Source organism: Amycolatopsis sp. WAC 01375, assembly GCF_003947325.1.
Taxonomy (GTDB): Bacteria; Actinomycetota; Actinomycetes; order Mycobacteriales; family Pseudonocardiaceae; genus Amycolatopsis.
Genome location: NZ_QHHW01000061.1, coordinates 1 through 25,301, shown reverse-complemented (window position 1 = coordinate 25,301; position 25,301 = coordinate 1). Strand labels below are relative to the sequence as shown.

The 25,301-nt window shown below is 66.6% G+C and carries 17 protein-coding genes and 1 pseudogene; 17 read left to right on the top strand and 1 reads right to left on the bottom strand.

Annotated features, from left to right (window positions below; translation table 11 throughout):
* Positions 1–66: 66 nt before the first annotated feature.
* Together DL991_RS40810 and DL991_RS40805 are read left to right on the top strand one after the other, a co-directional pair.
* A complete protein-coding gene (locus DL991_RS40810; RefSeq protein ID WP_125789696.1) occupies positions 67–1,965 on the top strand; it encodes an integrase in 1,899 nt (632 codons plus the stop codon).
* Positions 1,962–2,408 (top strand): hypothetical protein, encoded by a 447-nt coding sequence (locus DL991_RS40805; RefSeq protein ID WP_199754295.1) that lies wholly within the window; start codon positions 1,962–1,964, stop codon positions 2,406–2,408. Before DL991_RS40810 ends, DL991_RS40805 begins: the two co-directional genes overlap by 4 nt.
* A 300-nt stretch (positions 2,409–2,708) precedes the next feature.
* Here DL991_RS40805 and DL991_RS43155 read toward each other — a convergent pair whose 3' ends face one another.
* Complete coding sequence (locus DL991_RS43155) at positions 2,709–2,954, bottom strand: hypothetical protein (RefSeq protein WP_199754293.1); 246 nt, start codon at positions 2,952–2,954, stop codon at positions 2,709–2,711.
* Between the two features lie 228 nt (positions 2,955–3,182).
* Between DL991_RS43155 and DL991_RS40795 the strand changes: the two genes are divergently transcribed.
* The 15 genes and pseudogenes from DL991_RS40795 to DL991_RS40725 all read left to right on the top strand — a co-directional run.
* Entirely contained in the window at positions 3,183–4,046 is an 864-nt protein-coding gene (locus tag DL991_RS40795; RefSeq protein WP_199754291.1) for a hypothetical protein, read from the top strand.
* Positions 4,036–8,343, top strand: a complete 4,308-nt coding sequence (locus DL991_RS40790; protein ID WP_125789695.1) for a caspase family protein — start codon at positions 4,036–4,038, stop codon at positions 8,341–8,343. Before DL991_RS40795 ends, DL991_RS40790 begins: the two co-directional genes overlap by 11 nt.
* Before the next feature lie 341 nt (positions 8,344–8,684).
* The gene (locus DL991_RS40785; protein ID WP_125789694.1) at positions 8,685–8,966 is read left to right on the top strand and encodes a hypothetical protein; all 282 of its coding nucleotides are present in this window, start codon (positions 8,685–8,687) and stop codon (positions 8,964–8,966) included.
* 448 nt (positions 8,967–9,414) lie between these two features.
* Positions 9,415–9,618: a hypothetical protein gene (locus tag DL991_RS40780; protein WP_125789693.1), complete on the top strand. Its 204-nt coding sequence runs from the start codon at positions 9,415–9,417 to the stop codon at positions 9,616–9,618.
* A 941-nt stretch (positions 9,619–10,559) separates the two neighbouring features.
* Complete coding sequence (locus tag DL991_RS40775) at positions 10,560–10,964, top strand: hypothetical protein (RefSeq protein ID WP_125789692.1); 405 nt, start codon at positions 10,560–10,562, stop codon at positions 10,962–10,964.
* The gene (locus DL991_RS40770) at positions 10,945–11,445 is read left to right on the top strand and encodes a hypothetical protein (protein ID WP_125789691.1); all 501 of its coding nucleotides are present in this window, start codon (positions 10,945–10,947) and stop codon (positions 11,443–11,445) included. The genes DL991_RS40775 and DL991_RS40770 overlap by 20 nt, the downstream gene beginning before the upstream one ends.
* Positions 11,412–11,645 carry a hypothetical protein gene (locus DL991_RS40765; protein WP_125789690.1) on the top strand — a complete coding sequence of 78 codons (234 nt, stop codon included), beginning with the start codon at positions 11,412–11,414 and terminating at the stop codon, positions 11,643–11,645. Before DL991_RS40770 ends, DL991_RS40765 begins: the two co-directional genes overlap by 34 nt.
* A gap of 435 nt (positions 11,646–12,080) precedes the next feature.
* On the top strand, positions 12,081–12,446 hold the full coding sequence (locus DL991_RS40760; protein ID WP_125789689.1) for a hypothetical protein: 366 nt from the start codon (positions 12,081–12,083) through the stop codon (positions 12,444–12,446).
* 419 nt (positions 12,447–12,865) lie between these two features.
* Entirely contained in the window at positions 12,866–13,261 is a 396-nt protein-coding gene (locus tag DL991_RS40755) for a hypothetical protein (protein ID WP_125789688.1), read from the top strand.
* A gap of 230 nt (positions 13,262–13,491) precedes the next feature.
* Positions 13,492–15,210: a site-specific integrase gene (locus DL991_RS40750; RefSeq protein WP_125789687.1), complete on the top strand. Its 1,719-nt coding sequence runs from the start codon at positions 13,492–13,494 to the stop codon at positions 15,208–15,210.
* Positions 15,200–17,101 (top strand): hypothetical protein, encoded by a 1,902-nt coding sequence (locus tag DL991_RS40745; RefSeq protein ID WP_125789686.1) that lies wholly within the window; start codon positions 15,200–15,202, stop codon positions 17,099–17,101. The genes DL991_RS40750 and DL991_RS40745 overlap by 11 nt, the downstream gene beginning before the upstream one ends.
* Positions 17,098–19,158, top strand: a complete 2,061-nt coding sequence (locus DL991_RS40740) for an integrase (protein ID WP_199754289.1) — start codon at positions 17,098–17,100, stop codon at positions 19,156–19,158. Before DL991_RS40745 ends, DL991_RS40740 begins: the two co-directional genes overlap by 4 nt.
* Positions 19,155–19,652: a hypothetical protein gene (locus tag DL991_RS40735; RefSeq protein WP_199754287.1), complete on the top strand. Its 498-nt coding sequence runs from the start codon at positions 19,155–19,157 to the stop codon at positions 19,650–19,652. The genes DL991_RS40740 and DL991_RS40735 overlap by 4 nt, the downstream gene beginning before the upstream one ends.
* 227 nt (positions 19,653–19,879) lie before the next feature.
* The gene (locus tag DL991_RS40730) at positions 19,880–21,301 is read left to right on the top strand and encodes a triacylglycerol lipase (protein WP_125789685.1); all 1,422 of its coding nucleotides are present in this window, start codon (positions 19,880–19,882) and stop codon (positions 21,299–21,301) included.
* Positions 21,298–25,301: pseudogene (locus DL991_RS40725) on the top strand (tetratricopeptide repeat protein); the annotation flags it as partial. The gene DL991_RS40730 and the pseudogene DL991_RS40725, both read left to right, overlap by 4 nt.

The window sequence follows — 25,301 nt, the reverse complement described above, 5'->3', positions numbered from 1 at the left end:
GATGTGTGGGATTTCAACACAGTCCTGCGGCGCCCGGCTGGAACGCACCCCGGCGGATGGAAGCTCGTGTTCTCGCTCGAACTGGCCGACCCCGCCTGGAACTTGCTGGCCCGAGAAGTCGCGATGATCATGCTCAATCCGCGCCATCCCGCGGTGCGCGCGGCTGGCCTGCCGCTGCGCCCGCGTCCCGCGAGGATCGCGACCATCCTAGGTGACCTGACCCACCTGCGGGTGCTGGCGCGGTGGGCGCATGCCGCAGGGCTTCCGTCACGGCTGCCGGACTGGCGTGACAGCGACCTTCGCAGGTTCCTGCGGTACCGGCAGGACAACGCCGGGGTGAGCTCGGTCAAGGGGCAGGTCGGTTTGCTCAAGTTCCTGCACCACGCCACGAACCTGCTCAGCGGCGGAGGATTCCAGGTCGACCCCTGGCAGGGACGAACGACACGGCAAGTCGCGGGGGACACCACCTCACCCGACGTCGTCACGACTCCGGTGATCCCACCAGAGCAATGGTTTCCGCTCGTCCGGGCGGCCTGGGGCTACGTGCATGATTTCGCACCGGACATCCTGCGGGGCCAGGCTCGGTACACCGCGCTGCTGGCTAGCGCCCGGGACGACATCAGCGACTTGCCCGCGACGTTCACCGCCTGCCTGAGCGCTTCCGGTTCGAGGGTGCCGGTGCGCGACCAGACCGGGAATCCCGAGGCGATCTGGCCTCTGCTGACCCTGCGGATCGGATTCCACCCTCGCCACACCAGGACCATGTTCGGCACCCACTCCGTCGGCGGGCGACAGCGTCGAGCCGCCATCACCGCCCTCGTCGCCGACGGGACGAGGACAGACAGCGGGCTGATCGACAACCCCGCTCTCACCCCGCGCCGGGACCGGCCACCGGCGCCATGGATCCGTGGCGTGGACGCCCGAGCCCTCGGAACACAGGTTCGTGCTCTTCGCAACGCCTGCTTCGTGCTGGTGTTGGCCTTGTCGATGATGCGCGACGGCGAGGCGTCCGAGATCTCCAGAGGATCGGTCGTTGAGTACTACGGCACTCCGGCGATCGTCTCCACGAAGCTGAAGCACGACCCGGCAGAGCCCAGAAAGCATTGGTGGATCATCGATCCCGTCGCCGAAGCGATCGCCGTGTGTGAACAGCTGCCCTCGGATTCCGACTATGTCTTCGGCCCGGTCGCCGGCCGGGTAGGCCATGATGCCATCCGCGGCAGCGTCATGATCGACAACTTCATAGCCACGGTCAACGCCCACACCGGGATCTCCGGGCTGCCCCCGATCCCTGCGGGCACTGTCCGGTCGCACATGTTCCGCAGGACCATGGCCATGCTCACCGAGCAGTTCGCCGGCTCCGAGATCGCGCTGGGAATCCAGCTCAAGCACGTCGCCGCACGCGCCCTCGCCAACCGCTCCACCCAGGGATACGGTGCCGCGGACCCGGCGTGGTCACACCACCTCGATCGCGCGCTCGACGCCGCCCGGTTCCGGCGTCTGGAAGACCTCTACCGCGCACATACCGACGGGAAGCCCGTCGGCTTCGGACCTGCCGCTGAGCGGCTCACCGAGCTGTTCGACAAAATCCACGATACCGTCGCGGCCCGCAACGGAGATGCCAGCGTGGCCCGCGCGCTGCTGCGCCAGGCGAGAGTCTCGTTGCGATTCGGCACCCTCAATCACTGCGCCTTCGACGAGAACAATCCCGCGGGGGCGCTCTGCCTCGAACGAGCCGCCATCCCGGACGGACACGCAGGCCCTCTGCACGACCGGTGCCGACCGGACCGCTGCACGAACAGCATCATCACCCCAGACCACCTGCCGATCTGGCGGACCGAAAGACAGACCCTGCTGACACTGCTCGAAAGCCCGAAACTGGCGCCGTGTCGCAAGGCCGCGCTGCAACGCGAACTCGGCGACGTCGACCACGTTCTCTCTACCGCACAACAGGAAAGCCCGTGACGAACCTTCCACAAGAGACAGCGGCGGCGACCGAGGACAACGTCTCACCGCGCACGAGCGCGGCACTGCGCGCCGCGATGGACCGCCTTCTCGCCGGACAACCGCTACGCACCGACGGCCGCCTGATCAAGACCAATCTGTGGAAAGAGGCCGGTGTCAGCCGGGCGACGATGAACCGTGCCACCGTCGTGATGGCCGAATGGGACAGCCGCGTCATCGCCGCGGGCGGCCTTTCCGCTCGCGAGGCTCGCGTCACCCATGAGCTGGAGGAGGTCCGGCGACAGCTCGCCACGCAGATCAGGGAATGCACCGACCTCAAACGACAGCTCGACGCCGCGGCCACCGCGATCGCCGCACTGCATCACGACAACACGCTGCTGCGCCAGGCCCACGCGCAACACGGATCACTCACCGACCTCAGCCAGTACCGAAGCGAGCACTAGCAGCGGAGTCAGTCCGCCTTCACGCGCCTGGCGACATCGACGGGACGAGCTGTCGCTCACGAGGGCGCAACGTCGACGCGGGCAAGGACGACGCGGATTCAGACAACCATGCCGACTACTTCGAACAGGGTTTGGGCAAGTACAACGGCCGCGGCTAGCTCCAGTCGGTCGGGCAGTGCGTAGGCAAGTGGCAGGACGACCAGGGAGTTGCGAGTAGCGCCGGTGAACACGACGGCTCGGGCGGCGGGGACGTCGTGGCGGAAGATCCTCGCCACCGACCATCCGGTGAAGCCATGACTACTAGCAATGCCACGTAGAGGGAATGACGGCGGCCACGTCGGCGAGGCTGTCGCCGAGTTTCGATACGCGGGAGGCGCCGATAATCAGAAGGGTGGCGGCCATCAGCGGCACGATGAGCACGAATAGCGCCCCCATGAACGGGCCGATCTCCACGATGTCGGCCAACTCCGAGACCATGCACAGATAGAGGAGCCCCGGCAGCAGCACCTGCGCGACCAGCAGCAACAGAGTGGCGGCGAGCGGCACTGTGGGCGATCAATGTGAGGTTGCCTAGTTCACGATGGCGGGCGGTACGTAGCTGTACTCCGCGCGCCTCGTCCGCGACCTACATCCGGCTGACGCGGACAGCCGCCGAGCGTTGTTGGTCTGTTCGAGTGGTCGGCGGTCCGGGTGGGACCGATCGACGGCCCGCCTGCGATCACTGGCTGTAGCGTCGCTGTGTCTTGGTCGGACAGATGCGTTGGGAGGAGCGCTGTGGGCCGGATTGTGTGCGTGCACGGAGTTGGAAAGCAGGTCGCAGGCGAGCAGTCGCTGCTGCAGGCATGGACGCCTGCGGTCCTGGACGGGCTCGCACGCGCGGACCACGGCGATGCGGCAAGCCCTGCTGATGTGGTAATGGCGTTCTACGGGGACCTGTTCCGGCCGGCAGGGGAGCTGCTGGCGGTCGGGGATCCGAAGTTCACCGCGGCTGATGTGGAGCCGGGTTGGGAGCAGGAGTTGCTGCTGGCGTGGTGGCAGGAGGCCGCGCGAGTAGATCCGAAAGTGGCGCCGCCTGAGGCAGACACACTGGTCCGGGTGCCGGGGTCGGTGCAGGCGGCGTTGCGGCAGTTGTCGAGGTCGGCATTTTTCGGTGGTCTGGCATTGCGAGCGTTGGTGTTCGACCTCAAGCAAGTTCGTCGGTACCTGCTGGACCACGAATTGCGACAGGCAGCCCGTGCCACCGTCAGCGGTGTGATCACGTCGGAGACGCGGGTGGTGGTGGCGCATTCGCTGGGGTCAGTGGTGGCGTATGAGGCGTTGGCCGCGATGCCTGGACACGGGGTGCGGGCGTTGGTGACGTTGGGGTCGCCGCTGGGGATCGCGAATCTGATTTTCGATCGGCTGGATCCGGCTCCATGCGGCAGGGTGGGGGCGTGGCCGGGGTCGGAGAAGTTGGTGTGGACGAACGTGACCGATCGCGGGGATGTCGTCTCGTTGGAGAAGGATCTGCGTGTGCGGTTTGGGGAGCGGGTGGTCAACGCTGTCGTGCACAACGGCGCACACGCCCATGACGCGACCGCCTATCTGACCGACAAACTCACCGGCGCTGCCGTCGCGGGAGGATTGCGTGCACGATGACGGTCACGGTCCGCGACGATACCTGATCGCAACGGCTGTTGCGCACTATCCGAACGCGCCGCAGTGGGATCGCCCGGGTTTAGCGACGGCACGCGATCAGATAGTCGCGCTGTTCACGCACGACCTTGGCTATGAGCATGTCAGCGATCTCGGCCTGAATCCAACCAAAGGCCAGCTGACCAAGTTGCTGCGGGCTTTCTGCCGGGATGACGATCGTCGGCCGGATGACCTGGTGGCCGTGTACATCGGCTGCCACGGCGAAATCCTCGACACGACCCATGATCACGTGCTGCTGACTGCGGACACTGATCCCGACGACGTGGCGGATGCCCTTCCAACCGCCGAGCTGGCCCGCAAGATGCTGCTCGACACCCGGGTCCGGCGTGTGCTGTTGATGCTGGATACCTGCTATTCCGGGCAGGGTGGCAACGCGCTCGCCGCGGCGGCAATCACGTCCATGACCAGCGCTTGGGGCGAGGAACACGGATCGGGCCTGGTAGTGATCACCTCGGCGCAACCATCCGAGCAGGCGAAGACTGGCACCTTCCCACGACTGTTGCACGCCGCAGTCCACAGTCTGCCTACCGCCGGATACACCCCCGACACGCTGCCCTTGGACTCTGTGGTCAAGGCGATGAACACCAGCGCCGATAAGCCCGGCTTTCAGACGATCGGGTCCAGCGTGACCGGTCTGACCGGTGAGATCCCGCCGTTCCTGCCCAACCCGCGCCGTGATCCGCGCATGACCGACGTCGACCTGGCCATCCAACACGCTAGCGAATGGGAAGTCCAAGCCGAACGCCGCGACATCGAGCTCCGCACGCGGCTGCTGGTCCGGGCGATGGGCGGACACGACGCGCAGGGCTGGTGGTTCGCCGGTCGTCACACCGCGCTGCTCGACATCACGGCCTGGCTCCACGACCCCGATCCCGGCCGGCCGCTGCTGGCTGTGACCGCTGACCCGGGATCCGGCAAGACCGCTGTCCTTGGCCTGATCGCGACACTCGCCCATCCGGACCGACGCGCGACCGTCCCCGTGTCCACCCTTGGGCTTCCCGCCGCGGCGGTCCCAGACCCGAGCACGGTTGATGTCGCGATATACGCCCAGAACCTGACCAGCGACCAAGTGCTGCAGGGTATCGCCGCCGCCGCACACCTGCACGCGACCACTATCGGTAAGCTCCTGGACCAGCTGAGTGGCAGAGACAGGCCGCTGACCGTGCTCATCGACGCAGTCGACGAAGCCGCCGACCCCGACCACCTCACCCGGCGTCTACTCCGCCCGCTAGCCAATCATGCCAATGGCCGACTACGCCTCCTTGTCGGAACCCGCGCCTACCTGCTCGGCCGCCTAGGAACGCGGCGCTCCGACTCGATTGATCTGGACGCCGACCGCTACGCCGACGTCGAGGCACTGACCACCTACACCGTTCGCGGGCTCCTTGAGGCCAAACCTCACAGCCCCTACCGCAGCCAGTCACATCGGTTGATCCGCGCGGTCGCTGACGCGGTCGCCGCAGCAGCCCAACCGTCGTTCTTGGTCGCTCGCATCACAAGCGCCACCCTTGCCGCGCAGGAGACCGTAGCCGACCCTCGTGATCCCGCTTGGCACCGGATGCTCCCCCGATTGCCCGGCGACGCGATGCGTCGTGACCTGGAGACCCGGCTCGGAGCCAACGCGGCTAAGGTCCGGGACCTGCTCCTTCCCTTGGCGTTCGCCGAAGGACAGGGCCTACCGTGGGAGGACATCTGGGCCGCCGTCGCGTCGGCGGCCTCAGGAAAGACGTATACCGACGACGACCTTCTCTGGCTGCGCCAGCACGCAGGCTCTTACGTCGTCGAAGCCACCGAGTCAGGCCGCTCCACCTACCGCCTATACCACCAGGCCCTCGCCGAACACCTCCGCATCGGTACAGATTCAACCAGCATGCACCGCGCCATCACCGAGGTCCTGCAAAACAAGGTGCCGCGTGCACTCGACGGTCGACGCGACTGGACCTGTGCCCACCCCTATATCCTGCGGCACCTGGCCATCCACGCTATGCGCGCAGGACTCCTGGACACCCTGATCACAGACGCCGACTACCTCGTATACGCCGAACCCGACACTCTCCTTCTTGCCCTTCACCAGACGGTCACCGACGGCGGCGCCCTCATCGGGGCGATCTACCGCTGCTCCGCTGACATCCACCGAGCGATTCCGCCATCACGGCGCCGTCAGGTGTTGGCCACCGACGCCGCCCGATTCAAGGCCACTCGTCTACTCAATGACCTGTCCACCGAGCTCGTCTGGCCGCCGCGCTGGGCGACCGGACGCCAAATCAACCATGCCCTCCACGCCACCTTCACTGGCCACACTAGGCCGGTGTTCGGGGTGGCGTGCTGTGTGTTGGATGGTCGTCCGGTCGCGGTGACCGTCAGCGACGACAGATCGGCGCGGGTATGGGATTTGGCAACCGCAGAGGAGATCGTCGCCTTCAGCGGCCACACCGGCCCGGTGGACGCCGTGGCGTGCGCTGTGTTGGATGGTCGTCCGGTCGCGGTAACCGCCAGCCGCGACCGAACGGTGTGGGTCTGGGATTTGGCGACAGCGGAGAAGGTCGTCACCTTCACCGGCCACACCGGCGCGGTGAACGCGGTGGCGTGCGGCGCACTCAAAGGTCGTCCGGTCGCGGTGACCGTCAGCGACGACAGATCGGCGCGGGTATGGGATTTGGCAACCGCAGAGGAGATCGTCGCCTTCAGCGGCCACACCGGCCCGGTGAGCGCGGTGGCGTGCGCTGTGTTGGATGGTCGTCCGGTCGCGGTAACCGCCAGCCGCGACCGAACGGTGTGGGTCTGGGATTTGGCGACAGCGGAGAAGGTCGTCACCTTCACCGGCCACACCGGAACGGTGCTTGGGGTGGGGTGCGGTGTGTTGGATGGTCGTCCGGTCGCGGTGACCGCCAGCGGCGACGCGTCCGTGCAGGTGTGGGATTTGGCGACGGCGGAACAGATCAGCACGTTTGACCGCCACACCAGCTGGGTGATCGGGGTGGCCTGCGGCGTGTTGGACGGTCGTCCGGTCGCAGTAAGCGCCAGCGACGACACAACGGCGCAGGTGTGGGATATGGCAACCGCAGAGGAGATCGTCACCTTCACCGGCCACACCGGCCCGGTGCTTGGGGTGGGGTGGGGTGTATTGGACGGTCATCCGGTCGCGGTAACCGCCAGCGGCGATGCGACGGCGCGAGTCTGGCGCCCCGTATCCACGAAAAGACAACCTACGCATATCGGGCGTCGCGCCGAAATTGAGGCCGCGGTGCGCAGTGTGGTGGATGGTCGTCCCGTCGCGGTAAGCGCCAGCGACGACACAACGGCGCAGGCGTGGGATTTGCCAACCGCGGAGGAGATCGTCGCCTTCAGCGGCCACACCGGCCCGGTGAACGCGGTGGCGTGCGCTGTGTTGGATGGTCGTCCGGTCGCGGTGACCGCCAGCCGTGACAGGTCGGCGCGGGTGTGGAATTTGGCGACAGCGGAGGAGATCGTCGCCTTCAGCGGCCACACCGGCCCGGTGAACGCGGTGGCGTGCGCCGTGTTGGATGGTCGTCCGGTCGCGGTGACCGCCAGCCGCGACTGGAATGCGCGGGCGTGGGATTTGGCGACAGGTGAGAGGAAAGCCACCTTTGCCCCGAGCAGCGGTCCGTTGTTCGGGGTGGCGTGCGCCGTGTTGGATGGTCGTCCGGTCGCGGTGACCGCCGGCCGTGACCGAACGGTATGGGTCTGGGATTTGGCGACAGCGAGGAAGATTATCTCCTTTACTGGCCACACTAGGCCGGTGTTCGGGGTGGCGTGCTGTGTGTTGGATGGTCGTCCGGTCGCAGTGACCGTCAGCGACGACAGATCGGCGCGGGTATGGGATATGGCAACCGCAGAGGAGATCGTCACCTTCACCGGCCACACCGGCCCGGTGAACGCGGTGGCGTGCAGCGCACTCAAAGGTCGTCCGGTCGCGGTGACCGTCAGCGACGACAGATCGGCGCGGGTATGGGATATGGCAACCGCAGAGGAGATCGTCACCTTCACCGGCCACACCGGCCCGGTGAGCTCGGTGGCGTGCGGCGGGCTGAATAGGCGGCCGGTCGCGGTATCTGCCAGCGACAACACGACCGTGCGGGTGTGGGACTTAGCGACCGCCGATGAGATCAGCATGTTTGACTTCCGAAGCATCGGCTCGATCGCCATCGGACCAGGCGGGGAGCTCGTAGTCACCGCAGGCTGGGATATCGTCGTGCTCGACCGCAAACCAGCACACTAACTCAAGTGTCGATTCAAGCTCCAGCATCGGCCTGATCGCGTACACAATCCCAACGTTGGTGTTCCCGGCGCGGGCGCCCGGTCGACCCTGGAAGCAGCCTGCAGCACCCGGTACACGAAGTCCGGCGGCGGCGCTGGATGCTCACCGCGGGCGGTTACGGCGATTTCGCCTGCCCTCGACAAAATTCCCTCAACCGAGTGGACACACCACTAGCCCCACCAGCGTGCCGGTTGTCTCATAGGTCGCCAAGTTCGCGCTGACACATTCTCTTGGGAACCCTTTGACCCGCCTGCCAGGTGCCAAGTCGATGTCTCATGAGACATGCAGAATCTGGAGAACAGGTGTGCGGCGAGCCGCTGTCCGACGGCGACGCATGGGTCGCCGTCTCAGGCGGCGACGTCGCCGAAGGCGGTGCCATGGACAGGCGATGCCTGAGGCTCGCACGGAAAATGTGCCCGGAGTTGAGTACCGACAACTCCTATGTGTACGTCGAAGTGCGTCGCGGCGATGAAGCCCGCGATTGGGCCAGAGTATTCGAGCGCCTGTCGGACTATGAAGCTCAGCACGGAACGATTCCGGTCTTCGTCAGGTACACGGACCAGACGTCTGCGCCGCCGTCATGAACCCCCGGGCGTACTCCCGAGGCTTGAATTTGCGGTGTGTCCTGTCTGTCCGGCCGTGTTCCTGCGTCTAGTTCGCGGCGTCGTTGCGCGGATCCGGAGATACTTCACGACCCGGTGAGTTATTAGTGCGCGTCGAGCCTGGGCCTGCCGTCACGCTCAAGCCAGGCGTGATCAGTCCTCGGTTCGGCGCCACTGGTGCCCTGTCAAACCGGTCAACTTGCCTGGATCGGCGACCGCGTAGAGCGGCACGATGACGCGACAGCGACTCGAGCGATGTCGAACGCGCTCTGACTGGCCCACGTAAGCTTCACACGTCGTCACTTGGCGGCGGGCGCGGGCGCCCGCTCGTGGAGGGGTTGCTGCCTTGAGCGGCACGCCCCTTCAAGCCCGGGGATAGTCGGTTTAGACGAGGGTTTTGGCGGCTGCGGATCCAGGGGGAAGGAGGACCATGGGTGTCTCGTCCGATGTCATCGTCCAGGACCCAGCGGATGCGAAGAAACTGTTCGCACATGCTTGCGCAGCAGTCGGCCTGTCACCCGATGCCCACCACCACGTGCACGATTTCGGAGCCGTGCACATGCTGCAAGCAGCGCCGGACCAAGACGCCGAGGCATTGGTTGCGGTTCACTACGCCGCTGACGGCGGGCTGTAACCCGACACGGACAATGACGAAACAAGAGTCCAGACGGCTACGCGCTGGTGACGTTCGGCATCGCCGGGAGCATTGACCACGAGGCCGCATGGCTGCTTCACCACCGCATTGTCGTCGAGCGGTTCGGGCCCTGGCTTACCGATCAGGAGCTGCGTTGGTCGTGGCGATATAAGGATGGCCTCTGGGAGGCTGGTTTCCTCCGCCGCCCCAACGACACACCACCGGTTTAGAACCGAGCAGACACCAACGTGAGGCCGGTCGGCTCCACGATCGCTGTCGACATGCTGGTGCATCCAGTCCCGACGAGAGTTCACGACGGCTACGCGATCGGACAACGTCCTAGGTAGCCCCGATGCTTATTCGCTTCGCGCGGGCTCGTCTGTAACACCCCGGCGATCTTCTCGTAGCTAGCGCTGCGTGCAATCGCAGGGCTCGACGTCCCTGCCGATGTCGGCGCCCGCCTGTGATGTGATCGCGGACAGCACGCCTTGGCGCTAGCAAGATACATCCTCGCGTCGTCATCGTCGCCAGATCCGACTCCTCGACGACCACACCCGACATGCTCCCCATCCACGGCCTTGCGAGCGTAATGGGATGCCAGTGAGGACGCCTGGCGACCGACGGCTCTGAAAAGGAGTTCCGCGCGCGCTCGGTCCGTTCCCGCGGACGACCGCAGCAGACGGTGCCAAGGCGAAGGGCCCCGCGCTCGGCGACCTGCGTGAAGCCGATCAGACCATCGCCGGATGCGCGCGATGGCCGGCCCCAAACCCGTGGCCCGGACCATCGCGCCCCTGCGGGCCCGTCGACGGCCTGATGTTCGGCACGCAGATCACCTAGCACCAGAGCCACGCTCGCCCGACGACATTCGTCAGACGGCGGCAGGCAGGGCGCGGTGACGTCGCTGCACCTCATCAGCTTCCTATCTGCGAAAGCGAGCCCTCATGCCTGCTTCCACCATCGTTGCCTCCGGCGGCCTGTACCGCTTCTTCGACGACTCCGTGCAGACCTACCCTCGGCTGCCGGTGGCGACCTACTCCATCCGTTTCAACCAAATGAGCGGACACAGCCTCCGGCAGGTCGCACCGCTCGCCCCCGGAGACGAAACCGTCTACGGCTCCCACACGCGACGGGTGGACCGCATCATCCGCGGCTACAAGTGCATGAACCGGTCTGTGGGCGCGATCCTGTCGGGAGACAAAGGAATGGGCAAATCGCTCATGCTCCGAATGCTCGCCGAAAAGGCCCGTGATCAGCTGAAGCTGCCCACGATTCTCGTGCAGGAGTCGACGCCTGGCCTGGCGTCCCTTTTTGGACGTACTCGGCGAGGTGGCCGTCATTTTCGATGAATTCGAAAAAATCTTCACGCTCAGCGGCGATGACGAAATGTCCCAGACCCAGTTTCTCGGGCTGTTCGACGGGCTGAGCACCACCAAGCGCCTCTACATCCTTTCGGTGAACGACCTCAGCCGGGTCAACGAGTTCATGCTCAACAGGCCCGGGCGGTTCCACTACCACCTCAGGTTCGCCTACCCCGAACCCGAGACGGTGACCACCTACCTGCGTGACCAGGTTCCGGCCATCTCACAGTCCCAGATCGAAGAAGTTGTCGAATTCACCCGCAAGCACGACACTAATTTCGACCACCTTCGGGCCATCGCGTTCGAGTTGTGCGGCGGCGAAGAGTTCAAGGATGTGATCGGCGACCTCAACATGAAGCGCCCAGGCGCGTCGACTCGAAGGTCGAAGCCCGCATCGAGTGGCCCGACGGTCACTACGACATCATCACCGGACATGTGGACCTGTTCGACCTCGACAGCGTGCAAATGATCAACGACTTCGACAGCGTTGGCGTGCGGTTCAGAATGCGCGATGCGGTCCGGGCCGGGAATAGCTTTGTCCTCCCGGAGGGAACATACGAACTGAGCGAGAGCGGCAACGACTCCGGCACGACCGGAACGGACAAGGACGAACAGACGGCCGTCTCGGTGGTTCTGAGCCGCGCTCAGGCGCGAACACTCGACTTCTAGCCAGCCGCTGACGTGTCCCGTCGAGGAGGCCACACCGACTCCTGGACGGGACACCGCGGTATGCCGATCACCGCAGAAGCCTGGTGGGAGGCCGATCGTGCGCACCGGCACATCGAACAACCGGTCAAGGCTCTCCAGTCGTCAGCTGCCTCTTGGCGCCAGGGTGCGAACGGGTCTCACGGTGCGCACCGCGAGCACAGGCACGCTCGCGACTGGAGGAGCATCGGCCAGCCGTCGATCGATGTGGCTGACCGTGGTCAGTCGATGTTCGTCCTGAGCTGGTGTGGTCAGCGGGATCCGGGCACCCCGGCACCCCTGGCGACCCGGTCCAGGCCTGCGCCGCTGCGCGGTCGGCTCCGCCGAGCCCGGACCGGGTCCGCCAGGCTCGCGCACGTCCACCTGGTCCCGCACACCCACACCGGCCAGGAGCACTTCATGACCGATCCGATCCCCACACTGCCACACGGAGCCGTCTGCTTCCACGAAGTGACAGACAGCCGCCCCTACCGGTACGGCGTCGTCCGGTTCTACCGCGACAACGACGAGATCACCGAGACCAGCAACACCTACCGCGTCACCGTCGCACGTGACATCTACCCCGATCAGTCCACAGCACGTGCGGATGTGCTGACTCCCTCGCGCGAGTGGTCGCACATCACTGACAACCCACCGTCCAACTGGCACAGCACCACGTCGCCGTACAGCAACAGCGGCACAGCAAAGAGTCCAGAGCGCGGGTTCACCACACTCCGGCGGCTCGCCGATGCCTTGGCCGCGGACGCGATGCACATCATCCCCTGACCCCAATGGGATCCGTGCTCTGCGGGACGCCCACTGCTCGCCGTCCCGCAGAGCGCCCGGCCCGACGAACCACCCCGTGGCACGCAGTGCCGGAAGCCTCGAAGCGAGCCACATACCGGATGTAGCGGCCACCCAGCCCCACCCAGATGAGGAACGTTGCGCGGTCGCCCGGTGGCCGTCGGTGAGGCTTACGCACTCGTCGCTTGCCGTCCGTCCGCTTGAGCGTTCTGTGCCACGTCGCCCGTCCAGCGGGACGCGCTCCAGAACGTCGGCGTTCGTGAACCCACGTAAGCCCAGCAGTGCCCCGGGACGGGTCAAGGCATACCGCTCCGCGGCCGGCTACGCCGGGCCCTGACCCGCCCCGGGGCACCACACGGCGAGCGCTCGTCCACGAACACCAACGACATCCAGGAGCGCGAGTGCCCCGCACGCCAGACGACCTCAAGAGGCTTACTGATGAGCTACAGGAGATTCTCGGCAGCTACATCGAACTCTCCTCACCGCAGATCATGCGCGATGCGCAAGCCGCCTACGCGAACGCTCGGAAGACCTACGAGTCACGTCTCGAACTCGCGGAGTTCGCCGACCTCAACACCGAGCTCGACTACCTGGCCCGCCAGGTCCATCTCGGGGAGTTCGCGCACTTCGCGCACGTGGAAACTCGCGCCGCTTGGCTGGCGGGCCGGCTTTTGAGAGTCGCCGAAGCGGCGCACACCGCCTTGTGTCAGCAGCGCCAGGAATTCGAGGCGAAGAGGGTTGCCCAGCGCATCGCTGGTCCTGACCTTGTGGGCTGTAGCGATGACCCGCCTTTCTGATCCCTGCCGCGGTGGCCCGCCTCGATCCGAGGTGGGCCACCCACTCACCCGCCTTGCGTGCTGCGGCAGCCGCATCCGCCACGGCATCCACACACGGCTTCCTCGGTGCCGGGCCGAGGTCTCGCTACGCATCGGCCTCGCCCCGACACCGGCTCGCCTTCCGAGGTACGCCTGGCGGACCTCACGCCCTGGCGCGTCGAATCAACACACACTCCACAGAGGACCCGTCGATGACCTTCTACCTTGGAGCCCCTGAACCGCAATGGATCGGCATCACAGACCGGCCGCTGATGGTGTCTCACAACAGATTGCGCCGCATCAAAAACGCCTACAACCTTCCTATCGCAGATCGCGCACCGTGGATTCTCGACTCCGGAGCTTCTCCAGCCGTTCTAGAACTGTCTCATTGCTTCACCCAGATGCCGGTCTCGTTGTGGCTCGTTAGGCCTTCCGGAGTGGTTGTTGATCACGGATGTGCGGAGGGTTCGTTGGAGTTGTTCTTCACTGACCGCAGGCGTGCGGTCGCCGACGGGTCGGTCGCGGGGATCGATGGGGCTGAGCTGGTTGAGCTGTTCGACCGGCGGCTTGCGCTGGACGGGATGCCGATCTTGCTGGACCAGCAAATGTGTCCGGTTGAGCCGGTGTCGTCGTGGTTTCGGCACCTGGCGTTGATGGGTCGGAGCGCGAAGACGATGCGCAAATACGCCTACGTCGCGCTGAGACTGTCGGAGTTCCTGGCCCAGGCGGGCGTCGACGTGGTGTCGGCGACTGAGCCGGATCTGCTGGAGTATCGCGCGCTTCGGACGCGTGAGCAGCCCGAGCCGATCGCGAAGACGACGTGGGAGATCGAGGCGACGGCGATCAACCGCTTGTACGCCTGGCTGGTGGCTGAGGGCTACGTCGCGGCGCGGCCGTGGCGAAGCGATGGCCGCCGGGACTCGCTGCGTAACGGCGTGACGCGGGATCTGCGGGTGCGGCACATGACGTTGGAGCAGTACCGGTACTTCCGTGACGTGGGCCTGGCCGGGCAACTGCCGGACGGGACGGTGGACCGGTCGTTCCGCGGGAGGTTCCCGCATCGCAGCCGCGCCGGAGTGGAGCTGGGGCTGCTGACCGGGATGCGACTCGGTGAATGGTCGACGCTTCTGCTGCCGGAGCTGGGGCTGGACGCTGGCCGGCCACGCGACGGACTGGAGATCGAGCTCGCAGCGTGCGCGAAGTTCGGCCGACCACGCACGGTCTACGCGCCCCGATCGGCGCTTGACCTGGTGCGCACCTACATGCTGCTGGAGCGGCGGCACATCGTGACCGCCGCCCAGCCGACGTTAGCCAGACGACGGTCGGACCTGTTCCTCGTAGACGCGGACCAGGACGGCCGAGGGCAGCTGCGGGGCACATTGGACGGTCAGCGGGTGATCCGGTCGATTCGGCACATACCGCCGGAATTGCGGAAGATCACGGTGATGGACACCGGAGACCGGCTGGAGCCCTTGGCAGTCTTTGTGGGGCAGGGTGGGACCATGCCGCATCCGTCCACGTGGGACAAGATCCGGTGGCGTGCGTGGGAGCGGATGCGGCTGCACGCCACAAATCCCGACGCCCCAGTCATGCCAAACCATCCGTGGTTGTTCCACGATTTGAGGCACACCTTCGCGTTGCAGCTCCTGCGGTTTCTGATGCTGAAAGCGGCACGCGATGCCGCGGTATCCGAGCTGCCGATGTCCACAGTGGCCGACCACATCGCCTACAACCCGCTGCTGGTCGTGCAACGCAGGTTGGGGCACGCCAGCCCGGCCACGACCTACATCTACTTGCGTTATCTGAAGGACCCGATGCGTGAGGTCGACGAGGCGTTCGCCGAGTGGTCCGCGCTTGACGAGGCCACCTATTCCGAGATCGGCCGACAGCTGATGTCCAGCGCCCAGGGAGGTAGCGGCGATGCCCCGTAAAGGTGAGTACCGGCGTAACCCACGCCCTGCCCGTCGAGTCGCCGCGCCTGCGCGGATCGGCGTCCGTCGGCTGGAGGGCACCGAGCCCAGTGGGCGGCGCGGCACGACCGCCATCGACCCGGCTGAGTTCGTCTGCTCGGCGCTAGCCGCTGAGCTTGCCGACGAGTGGGTGGAGCTGGCCGCGACCGATGACCTGGGTGTCGCCACGATGCGCTGCTACCGGCGCGCGGTCCGCAGCTTCTGCCGCTTCGTCGACACCCACCTGCCCGCCGCGGCGGAGGTATCACTGGCCCGCGCGGTCCCTGACGTGCTGCCGCTGATCCTGGACTGGACCCGGCAGCTGCCAGCTCGGTGGCCGGCAGGGTCGACCGAGCCGGCGTACCAGGCGGGGCGGCTCCGGAAGCTGGTCAAACGGCGCGGCCAGCACCCTGATCGGGAAGTCGCGGCCCATTTGCACGGCTGGCTGACCGGATCGAGCGGGCTGCGGCGCGGCAAGACCCGCGAGGTCGACGAGTTCTCCCGCGCTGACAAGAAAGCACTGGTCCAGGCGGCCCGCGCGGACGTCACACGCCTGGAACAGCGATTGCGGCACGGCCGGGAGCTGCTGGATCGTGGTGTCGATCCCGAGAAGGGCGGGTGGCTGGACCCGGCCAACCTGCTCTGGGCGATCGAGCACGGGATGCCGACCCGTGAGCTGCTGGGTCGGCTGCCGACTCCGACCGCGTGGCCCGCTGAGCTGACCGACCTGCTGCCACTGGGCGAGGCGCTCAATCGTCGGGGCCGGGCGTTGCTGCGGGTGTTGACCGGGATGCTCTATCCCCACAACCGGGACCTGCACGGCTTCCGAATCCTGCTGATGGCCGCGACCGGGCACACCTCGGAGGAAGTCACCGGCCTAACCGAGGACCAGGTGGAGTTCGCCCCGGACGGTGTCCTGCTCACCTTCACCAAGAACCGGGCCCGCTCCGTCCGGCGCCGCTTCTACACCAGCAGCACCGTCGAGGACGACGCCGTCACCGTCACACACTTGGCAATCGGTCGAATGGACGCTGCCGACCTCCTGCGGCGCCTGCTCGCGGTCACCGCGCGGCTGCGCGCCCGCAGCGGCCTCGCGCCTGCTCCGCTGTTCCTGAGGTCGGCCATCTGGGTCTATGACCTCACGATCAGTCGGTTCAACGGTGACATGAACGGCGCAGATTTCAACGACTGGCTGGAGCGGATGGGGCTGCGGGTGACCGGCCCGGCCGACATCCGGCGGCTACGGAAGTCGGGCAAGGTCGAAAAGGCTCTTGCCTATCGGGGGCGGGTCAGCGACGTCGCCGACGATCACAGCGTCGAGGTGTTCCACGGCCACTACGCGCACGGCACCACCTTGAAGGTGATCGCCGGGCATGTCATCACCTCCGCCCAGCAACGCTGGTTCGACGAAGCGGTCGTCGGCCCGACCGTGCTGACCGCGGTCGCCGAGCAGGCCCTCGACGACCCCGCCACCGCTACGGGGGTGGGCCTGACCGCGGAGGAGGTCGCACAGCTACGCGATGGAGTGTTGGACATGGGTGTCTCGGCCTGCCGGGACCCGTTCGACTCGCCTTTCGGCAAAGCCGGGGACCTCTGCCCGGTCGCGCCGCTGCGCTGCCTGGAATGCCGCCACGCCCTGGTGCTGCCGTCCAACCTGCCGCAGTTGTTGCTGCTGGCCGACCATCTCGACCGGCTCCGTACCCGGCTGACCCCACAGCACTTCCATGCCCTCTGGGGCCAGAGCCACACCAACCTCACCGCCGTGCTGGCCGACCGCACACCCGCCGAGATCGCGTCTGCCCGCCAGCAGATCGCGGCCGGAGAGGCCGACCTGCACCTACCGCTATCCGCACACGTGGAGTTCGACCGATGACCACTCGCTTTCCCCTGCCTGCTGCCCGCTCGGTGTTCCGCGACGACGAGCCGGTCGTCCAGTCTCATCCTCTGCTGCCCGGTGCGCAGCCGCCCGTGTTCGGCCAGTCCGAGCGGTGGAATCTCAACGGTGTCGTCGAGCGTCCGGTGAACCAATACGCCGCCAACTACCGGGTCTCCTTCGCCGGGCTGACCCCGGTCTGGAACCTGCGGCTCCGCGAGACCGCGATGGTCTGGCTCAACCCCCGGCACCCCGCGGTCCTGGCCGCCGGGATCCACCTCCAGCCCCAGCCGCGCGAACCGCGCACCGTCACGTTGCGCGCCGGCACCCTGCGCACACTGGCGGCCTGGGCCGAAGCCGAACGGCTACCCGAGGACCTGAGCCGCTGGGACATCGAGGACTTCCACCGCTACATCGACGCTCAACGGCAGCGCCTGGCGATCGGCAGCGTCAACGAGCACATCGTGGTGATCAAGGCCCTCCACGAGTTCGGCCCTGTCCTGGCCTGCGGAGGATTGCCCGCCGACCCCTGGCCCGGTCAACCCGCCAGCCACGTTCTGGGCATCCGCGACTCCGAGGAACTGTCCACCCCGGCCATCCCACCCGAATCGTGGTTCCCGCTCGTCCGCGCGGCCTGGACCTACATCGACGCTTTCGGTCCGGACATCCTGCGGGCACGGGCCGTCTGGCAAGGCTGGCAAGCCGCCACGCGGCCGCTGCCGCAGGCCGAACTGACCCAGGCCGTCACCGAGTGGCTCGCCGACCCGCAGCACCGAATCCCGGTCCGCCCCAGTAGGTCCACCGACCCTGCGGCGGCGGTGAACTGGAACGTGCTGGGCACGATGATCGGCGCCAGCAACAACCTCTTCGCCCTCCGTAGTACGGGAGGCCGTCAGCGTCGCAGCCTTGTGCTGGACGTCGTCGCCGCTGGACGCACGCAACCCGGTCTGCTCCCTGACCTGCACGAGGTGACCCGTCCCGACGGCAGCCGCGGGCCCTGGCATCCCTGCCTGCACCCCTTGCAGCTCTGGATGGAATGCGTCGCGCTGCGCAATGCCTGTTACATCTTCGTCGCCGCGCTGTCGATGATGCGCGACAGCGAGATCCGGCAAATCACCCACAACAGCGTCGTCGAGCATTACGGCGCACCCTCGGTCACCTCCACCAAACGCAAACGCGACCCCGACCTGCCCACTCGGCACTGGTGGATCATCGAACCGGCCGCCAAGGCGATCTTCACCGCCTCTCAGCTGTCGCTGCACGCGGAGCTGGCGTTCGGCAGGGTCCGCGACGGCAGTAACGACGACGGTTTTTCCAGCCAACACGCGATCGTCTCCTTCATCCGCCGTGTGAACGGCTCGCGCCGCTACAACGGCCTGCCCGCCATCCCCGACAGCAAGATCACCCCTCACATGTTTCGGCGCACCATGGCGATGCTCGCCCGCGACCACCCCGGCGCCGAGATCGCCCTGGGCATCCAGCTCAAGCACGTCGCCACCCGAGCACTCGCCAACCGCTCCACCCCCGGCTACACCAGAACCACGCCGGCATGGGCCCGCCGCCTCGACGACGCCCTCGCCAGCACCCGGTTCCAGCGCCTGCAGGACCTCTACGACGCCCACCGCCGCGGCGACACCATCGGCTACGGACCGGCAGCCGACCGGCTGCGCGGCACCTTCGACAGCGTCACCCGTGTCTCCGGGCAAACCCAGCACGGCGACGCCCGCGTCGAGTACGACCTGCTCCGCAAGGCCCGCATCTCGATTCGCTTCGGCAAGCTCAACCACTGCACCCTCGACGAGACCAACCCTGTCGGCGCCAAATGCCTGGAGAACACCATCATCCCGCCCGGACATCAGGGGCCGCTGGTCGACCGCTGCCAACCCGCCCGCTGCGGCAACAGCCTCTTCGGCCCAGAACACATCCCCGCCTGGCGAACCGAAGAACACACCCTGCTCACACTTCTCGACACCCCCAAGATCGCGCCCATCCGCAAGACCGCGCTGCAACGGGAACTCGACGACGTCCGCGCCGTCCTGCGGAAGGCCAAATCGTGACTCCCGCGAGCGACGACGTCGTCTCACCGCGCACAGTGAAAGCGCTCCGGGAAGCCATGAAACGCCTGCTCGACGGCACTCCGAAGCACACCGACGGCCGGCTGACCAAAGCCAACCTCGGACGCGAAGCCGGAGTCAGTCACGCAACCCTCTTCCGCGCCAAGACCATCCTCACCGAATGGGACACCGCTCTCGACGCCGTCGGCAAGCGAACGCCTCAGCAGACACGCCACGACCAGGAGGCCCACTCGCTACGTGCCAGCCTCACCAAGAAAACTGACGAATGCACCCAGCTCCGACGACGCCTCGAAGCAGCAGCCACCGTCATCGCCACCCTGCACCACGAGAACACCGCCCTGCGCCAACAACTCGGCCGCAAAGGCACCGTCGTTTCACTCCGAACACCCGCAGCGGACTCCTTCAGAGAACTCACGGACCGAAGAGCTTCATCATCCGCCGCTCTTCGGAACGATCTGGACGGTGATAACACGTGACCAGAGCTATCGAGTTCCGAACAACGTGAAACATGTGGCTTCAGCAGGCAGAACCCGGTGTCGCGAAGACCCATATCTCAGCGGCGAGAAAGTTGGTCAATTACTACCGCTGATTCACGTAGCCTGGTTCGTCATGTGCCCGACCGAACCGTGATACACAGCCGGTAACCCGTGTCGTTGGACGAACGATTGAAGGGCGTGAAGAAGTTGATCGGTCGGGAGGGCTGATGGGCCTCAAGCATCTGCTGGTGATCGTTCCAGGCATCGGCGGAAGTGCCCTGGAATACCCGGACGGCCGACCCTTGTGGGGACAGAACCTGCAGAGAACAGTGCGGTCAGGGTTCGATCCAGACGGCCTGGCGATGTCGGAGCCGGTGGTGCCGGTCGGGCTTTTGCCGAGCATGAGGGTGCTGCCGTGGAAGAAGGTCGCGGGGTATGACCGGCTAGTCCAGCGGCTGATGAACAAGTTCCGATTGGGACCCGACGATATCGACACTGTCCATCCGGGTCGGGCCCCTCGGCCTGGGGCGAGTGTGTTGCTGTTTCCCTACGATTTCCGCCAGGGGATGGCATCCAACGCCGAGCGGTTGGAGGCGGAGATCGCGTGCCGTGTGGGTGATCGGCAGGTGATCGTGGTTGCTCATTCGATGGGTGGCGTGGTGGCACGCTGGTGGTGGGCCGTCTTGGGGGGTCACCGGATCTGCCGGTCCCTGATCACGGTGGCCACGCCGCATCGCGGCGCGCCGAAGGCGATCGACTGGCTTCTCAATGGTGTCCGGCTGGGCCCCACGTCGGTGGCGGCGATGTCGAGCCGGCTACTGAAGGATGCCGCTGAGGTGGTGTCGGGATGGGATTCCACCTGGGAGTTGTTGCCACGTTATCCAGCAGTGCTGGACGGCGGCGGCCCGGTGTATCCGCACGAGGTGTCGGTCGCGCCGGAGTCATTTCGTATACGTGCGAAAGCCGCGTATGAGCGGCATTTGGAGCTCGAGGCGGGCTGTAGGGACTTATTCGGGTCGACGCCGGAGGCGAGGTCGCGGTTCATGGCTTTCTATGCCACCGGGCATGCGACGGCGAGTCGGGCGGTGGTCGAGGGGCAGCGTGTTCGGGTGAGCCGGGCAGATGCGGAGTGGCTGCCGAGCCAGGGGTGGGAGGGTGGGGATGGCACGGTGCCCGCCGTTTCTGCCACTCCGGTGGAGTACTCGGCTGATGGTGACGATGGGGTCTATCACCGAGCTTGGTGGCCGGAACCGCATCTGCCCATCGCGTCGGCGAGCGGTGTGGTCGAGTTCGTCGCCCGGTTCGAGGCGGCTCCGCTGGATGCCGTGCGCGGTGAACTGGGGCCGGACCGGCCGTGGGTGGGTTTCGATGTGGATGACGTGACCGCGGCCGGGGTGCCGTCGACGGCGTCCGTGCGGTTGTGCGGAGCCGATCCGCAGCAGGTGAAGGCTCGGGTCAGGTTGGTTGCCGAGCCGGGGGTATCGGCTGAGGTGCCCGACGGCCTCCCGGTGGAGTGGGACAGCGGAAGCTGGCGGGTAGAGATCCCCGCTCTGCCCGCGGGGGCGCACCGACTGCGGGTCGAGCTTGATCACGTGCCCAAGGTGGACCGGGTCATCGGCGAGGACATCATCGGGGTGATCGAGCCATGACCGGATGGCGATGGGACCGGGCCGCGGATCCAGGCGAGCTGGCCCGATATGTCCAGCAGGACCTGGCTCGCAAGCTGCTGCCGGCAAAACTGGCCAGGAGATTACCTGGGCCGCGGAGCACGGCACCGGCCGAGAAGGCGCGGCTGATCTACGAGGTGTTCGCCGACACCGGCGTGCGCTACGTGGGCGAGCCGACCACCAGCGGTGGCGGGCTACAGACCGTCCGTCCGGTGGACCAGGTGCTGGCCCGGCCACGGCACGCCACTTGCCTCGACATCTGCGTGGCCTACGCCGGGGCCTGTCTGGACGCCGGGCTGCATCCGATGATCGTCGTGTTCGACTCGCGGCTCGGCGGGGCTGGGCATGCCATCGTGCTGATCTGGCTGGACGGCGCGTGGTCTGCATCGGAAGGGAGCACCCCGTTCCAGGACGTAGTGCAGGTGACTGCACCGGTGACCGAGGACGGGTTCCCGCTACACGGGGAGATCCGTGCGACGGTGGATGCTGGCGGGTCCTTCCTCGCGATTGACGTCACTGGCGCGACCTGGCCGGCGAAGACGTCCGCCCCGGCAAAAGACTGGGCCACCGCAGTCGCTGATGGCGCCGAGATGATCGCAGCAACCGCCAAGACTTCCGGCAAGTGGCGGTGGGGATTGGGCATCAACGTCGGGCTGGCCCGGCGAACTGTTCCCGCTGTGGATCTGATCGACTGGCGGCAGCCGGACTTCCAGCCGCTGACCGACCCCTATATCACGCCAAATCCACATGCCGGCCCGCTGACGCAGATCAAGGCTAGGCAGGGCGTGGTGCCGTTCTACACCCGCGATGAATTGGATCTGCTGCTGGAGTGGGCTGAGGCAAACAGCTCAACCCCGGACGGCGTGGCACTGGCAGTGCTGCACGGGGTGGGAGGCGCCGGCAAGACCCACCTGGCCGCTGAGCTGTGCCGGCGGCTGGACGCAGCAGGCTGGTACACCGGGTTCCTGGCCAAATACCCAGTTCCGAGCGGCGACGACCTGGCCTGGCTCGCGGGTGTGGAGTCGCCCGTGCTGGTCGTCGTGGACTACGTCGAGGACACCGGCGCCGAGGGTATCCTCGCGACTGTCAAAGCCCTCCGTGGCCGGGAATCGCCCACCAGGGTGCTGCTGACCGCCCGGGCGGTCGGCGACTGGCTCACGACCCTTACCGGAGCCGCCGAGCGTGACGGCCTGAGCGGCGCCGCACCACTGCTCGTTTCCCTCTCGCGGCGACATCCCGCTTCGGCCGGCGTGTTCCGCCGCGCCGCGCAACGGTTCGCCGAGCTGCCCGGCATGGTGAGCACCACCATCGAACAACCACCCCCGAACCCACGCTGGACCACCCTGGACCTGGTGCTACAGGCGTGGCTGGCCGCCGAGGGCGCAGCAGATGACGCCCTGCCGACCCAGCGCGACACACTGTACGACCGGGTCCTGCTCCGAGAATTCGACTACTGGCAGCGAACCTGCACCGAACGCGGTCTGCCCACCTACCCCTCAACCCTGCTGGCCCGCGCGGGGGCCGTACTGACGCTCATCGCGCCGTCCACCACAGCTCGAGCGACCAAAGGTCTTACGGCAATCGAGGAGCTTGCCCTGCCCACACCCGACCGGACAGTCCTCATCGACGTACTGACCGGGCTCCTGACCCCCGACACCGCCGACGAAGGCGTCGCGATCCGGCCAGATCCCGTGGGTGAACGACTCGTACTACGAGAATTCACCGACACTCCCGCTCTGCTAGATCGCTGCATCCCACCCGACCCGACCACCGACCCACGGCTCGCCCAGCGTCCCAACGACCCGGACGCCCACTCTGACGCGCAAGCCGCGATCACGGAAGGCTTGCGCGTCTGCACCGTTCTCACCCGCGCCGCAGAGCAGAACCCCCACCGCGCCTTCGACCTGACCCAGCGACTGCTGGACCACCACCCGTACTTGTGGTCGGCCGGCCTGGCTGTTGCCCTCAACCAAGGAGGCCCATTCGCCGCCGCCCTCACCGAGCTCGCCGAACACGAAGACACCCCATTGCCACTAGCACAGCTCGCCACCGCTATACCCACAGGACACGCGGCGCTCCGAACCCTCGCATTGACCGCGACACAGCACAGCCAACCACAATTAGACCCCACCGCGACCGACACCGACAACCTCGCTGCACGCACCGCATGGTCGAATGATCTCGCCATCCGACTCAATGAGGTTGGTGATCGTGCAGGAGCGCTGGCCGCGATTGACGAAACCGTCACCCATTACCGACAACTCGCCGAGAGCGACCCCGGCGCCTTCCTGCCCCAACTCGCTGGCTCGTTGAACAACCAAGCCAACCTGCGCAGCGAGGTTGGTAATCGCGCGGGGGCCCTGGCCGCGATTGACGAAGCCGTCACCCATTATCGGCGACTCGCCGAGAGCGACCCCGGCGCCTTCCTGCCCCAACTCGCTGGCTCGTTGAACAACCAAGCCGCTACGCGCAGCGAAACTGGTGACCGCGCCGGAGCGCTGGCCGCCAGCGACGAAGCCGTCAGCCACTACCGGCAACTCGCCGAGAACACCCCCGGCGCCTTCCTGCCCCAACTCGCTGACTCGTTGAACAACCAAGCCGCTACGCGCAGCGAGGTTGGTGATCGCGCGGGGGCACTGGCCGCGAGCGACGAAGCCGTCGCATTGCACCGGCGACTCGCCGAGAGCAACCCCGGCGCCTTCCTGCCCGACCTCGCTGGCTCGTTGACCAACCAAGCCGCTATGCGCGGTGGGGTTGGTGATCGCGCGGGGGCACTGGCTGCGAGCGACGAAGCCGTCACCCATTATCGGCGACTCGGCGAGAGCGACCCGGGCGCCTTCCTGCCCTACCTCGCCGGCTCGTTGAACGGCCAAGCCGCTGCGCGCAGCGAGGTTGGTGATCGCGCGGGAGCGCTGGCCGCGATTGACCAAGCCGTCACCCATTATCGGCGACTCTGCGAAAGCGACCCGGGCGCCTTCCTGCCCAACCTCGCCACGGCGTTGAACAACCAAGCCAATCTGCGTAGCGAGGTTGGTGATCGCGCGGGAGCCCTGGCCGCGAGCGACGAAGCCGTCGCATTGCACCGGCGACTCGCCGAGAGCAACCCCGGCGCCTTCCTGCCCGACCTCGCTGGCTCGTTGACCAACCAAGCCAACCTGCGTAGCGAGGTTGGTGATCGCGCGGGAGCCCTGGCCGCGAGCGACGAAGCCGTCGCATTGCACCGGCGACTCGCCGAGAGCGACCCCGGCGCCTTCCTGCCCAACCTCGCCACGGCGTTGAACAACCAAGCCAACCTGCGCAATAAGGCTGGTGATCGCGCGGGGGCACTGGCCGCCAGTGACGAAGCCGTCACTCACTATCGACAACTCGCCAAGAACATCCCCGGCGCATTCCTGCCCAACCTCGCCACGGCGTCGAACAACCAAGCCGCTATGCGCAGCGAGGTTGGTGATCGCGCGGGGGCACTGGCCGCGAGCGACGAAGCCGTCGCATTGCACCGGCGACTCGCCGAGAGCAACCCTGACGCCTTCCTGCCCGACCTCGCTGGCTCGTTGAATAACCAAGCCATCCGACTCGCTGAGGTTGGTGATCGCGCAGGAGCGCTGGCCGCGATTGACGAAACCGTCACCCATTACCGACAACTCGCCGAGAGCGACCCCGGCGCCTTCCTGCCCGACCTTGCTAGCTCGTTGAACAACCAAGCCAACCTGCGCAGCGAGGTTGGTAATCGCGCGGGAACACTGGCCGCGATTGACGAAGCCGTCACCCATTATCGGCGACTCGCCGAGAGCGACCCCGGCGCCTTCCTGCCCCAACTCGCTGGCTCGTTGAACAACCAAGCCGCTACGCGCAGCGAAGTTGGTAACCGCGCCGGAGCGCTGGCCGCCAGTAACGAAGCCGTCACCCACTATCGGCGACTCGCCGAGAGCGACCCCGGCGCCTTCCTACCCGACCTCGCTGGCTCGTTGACTAACCAAGCCGC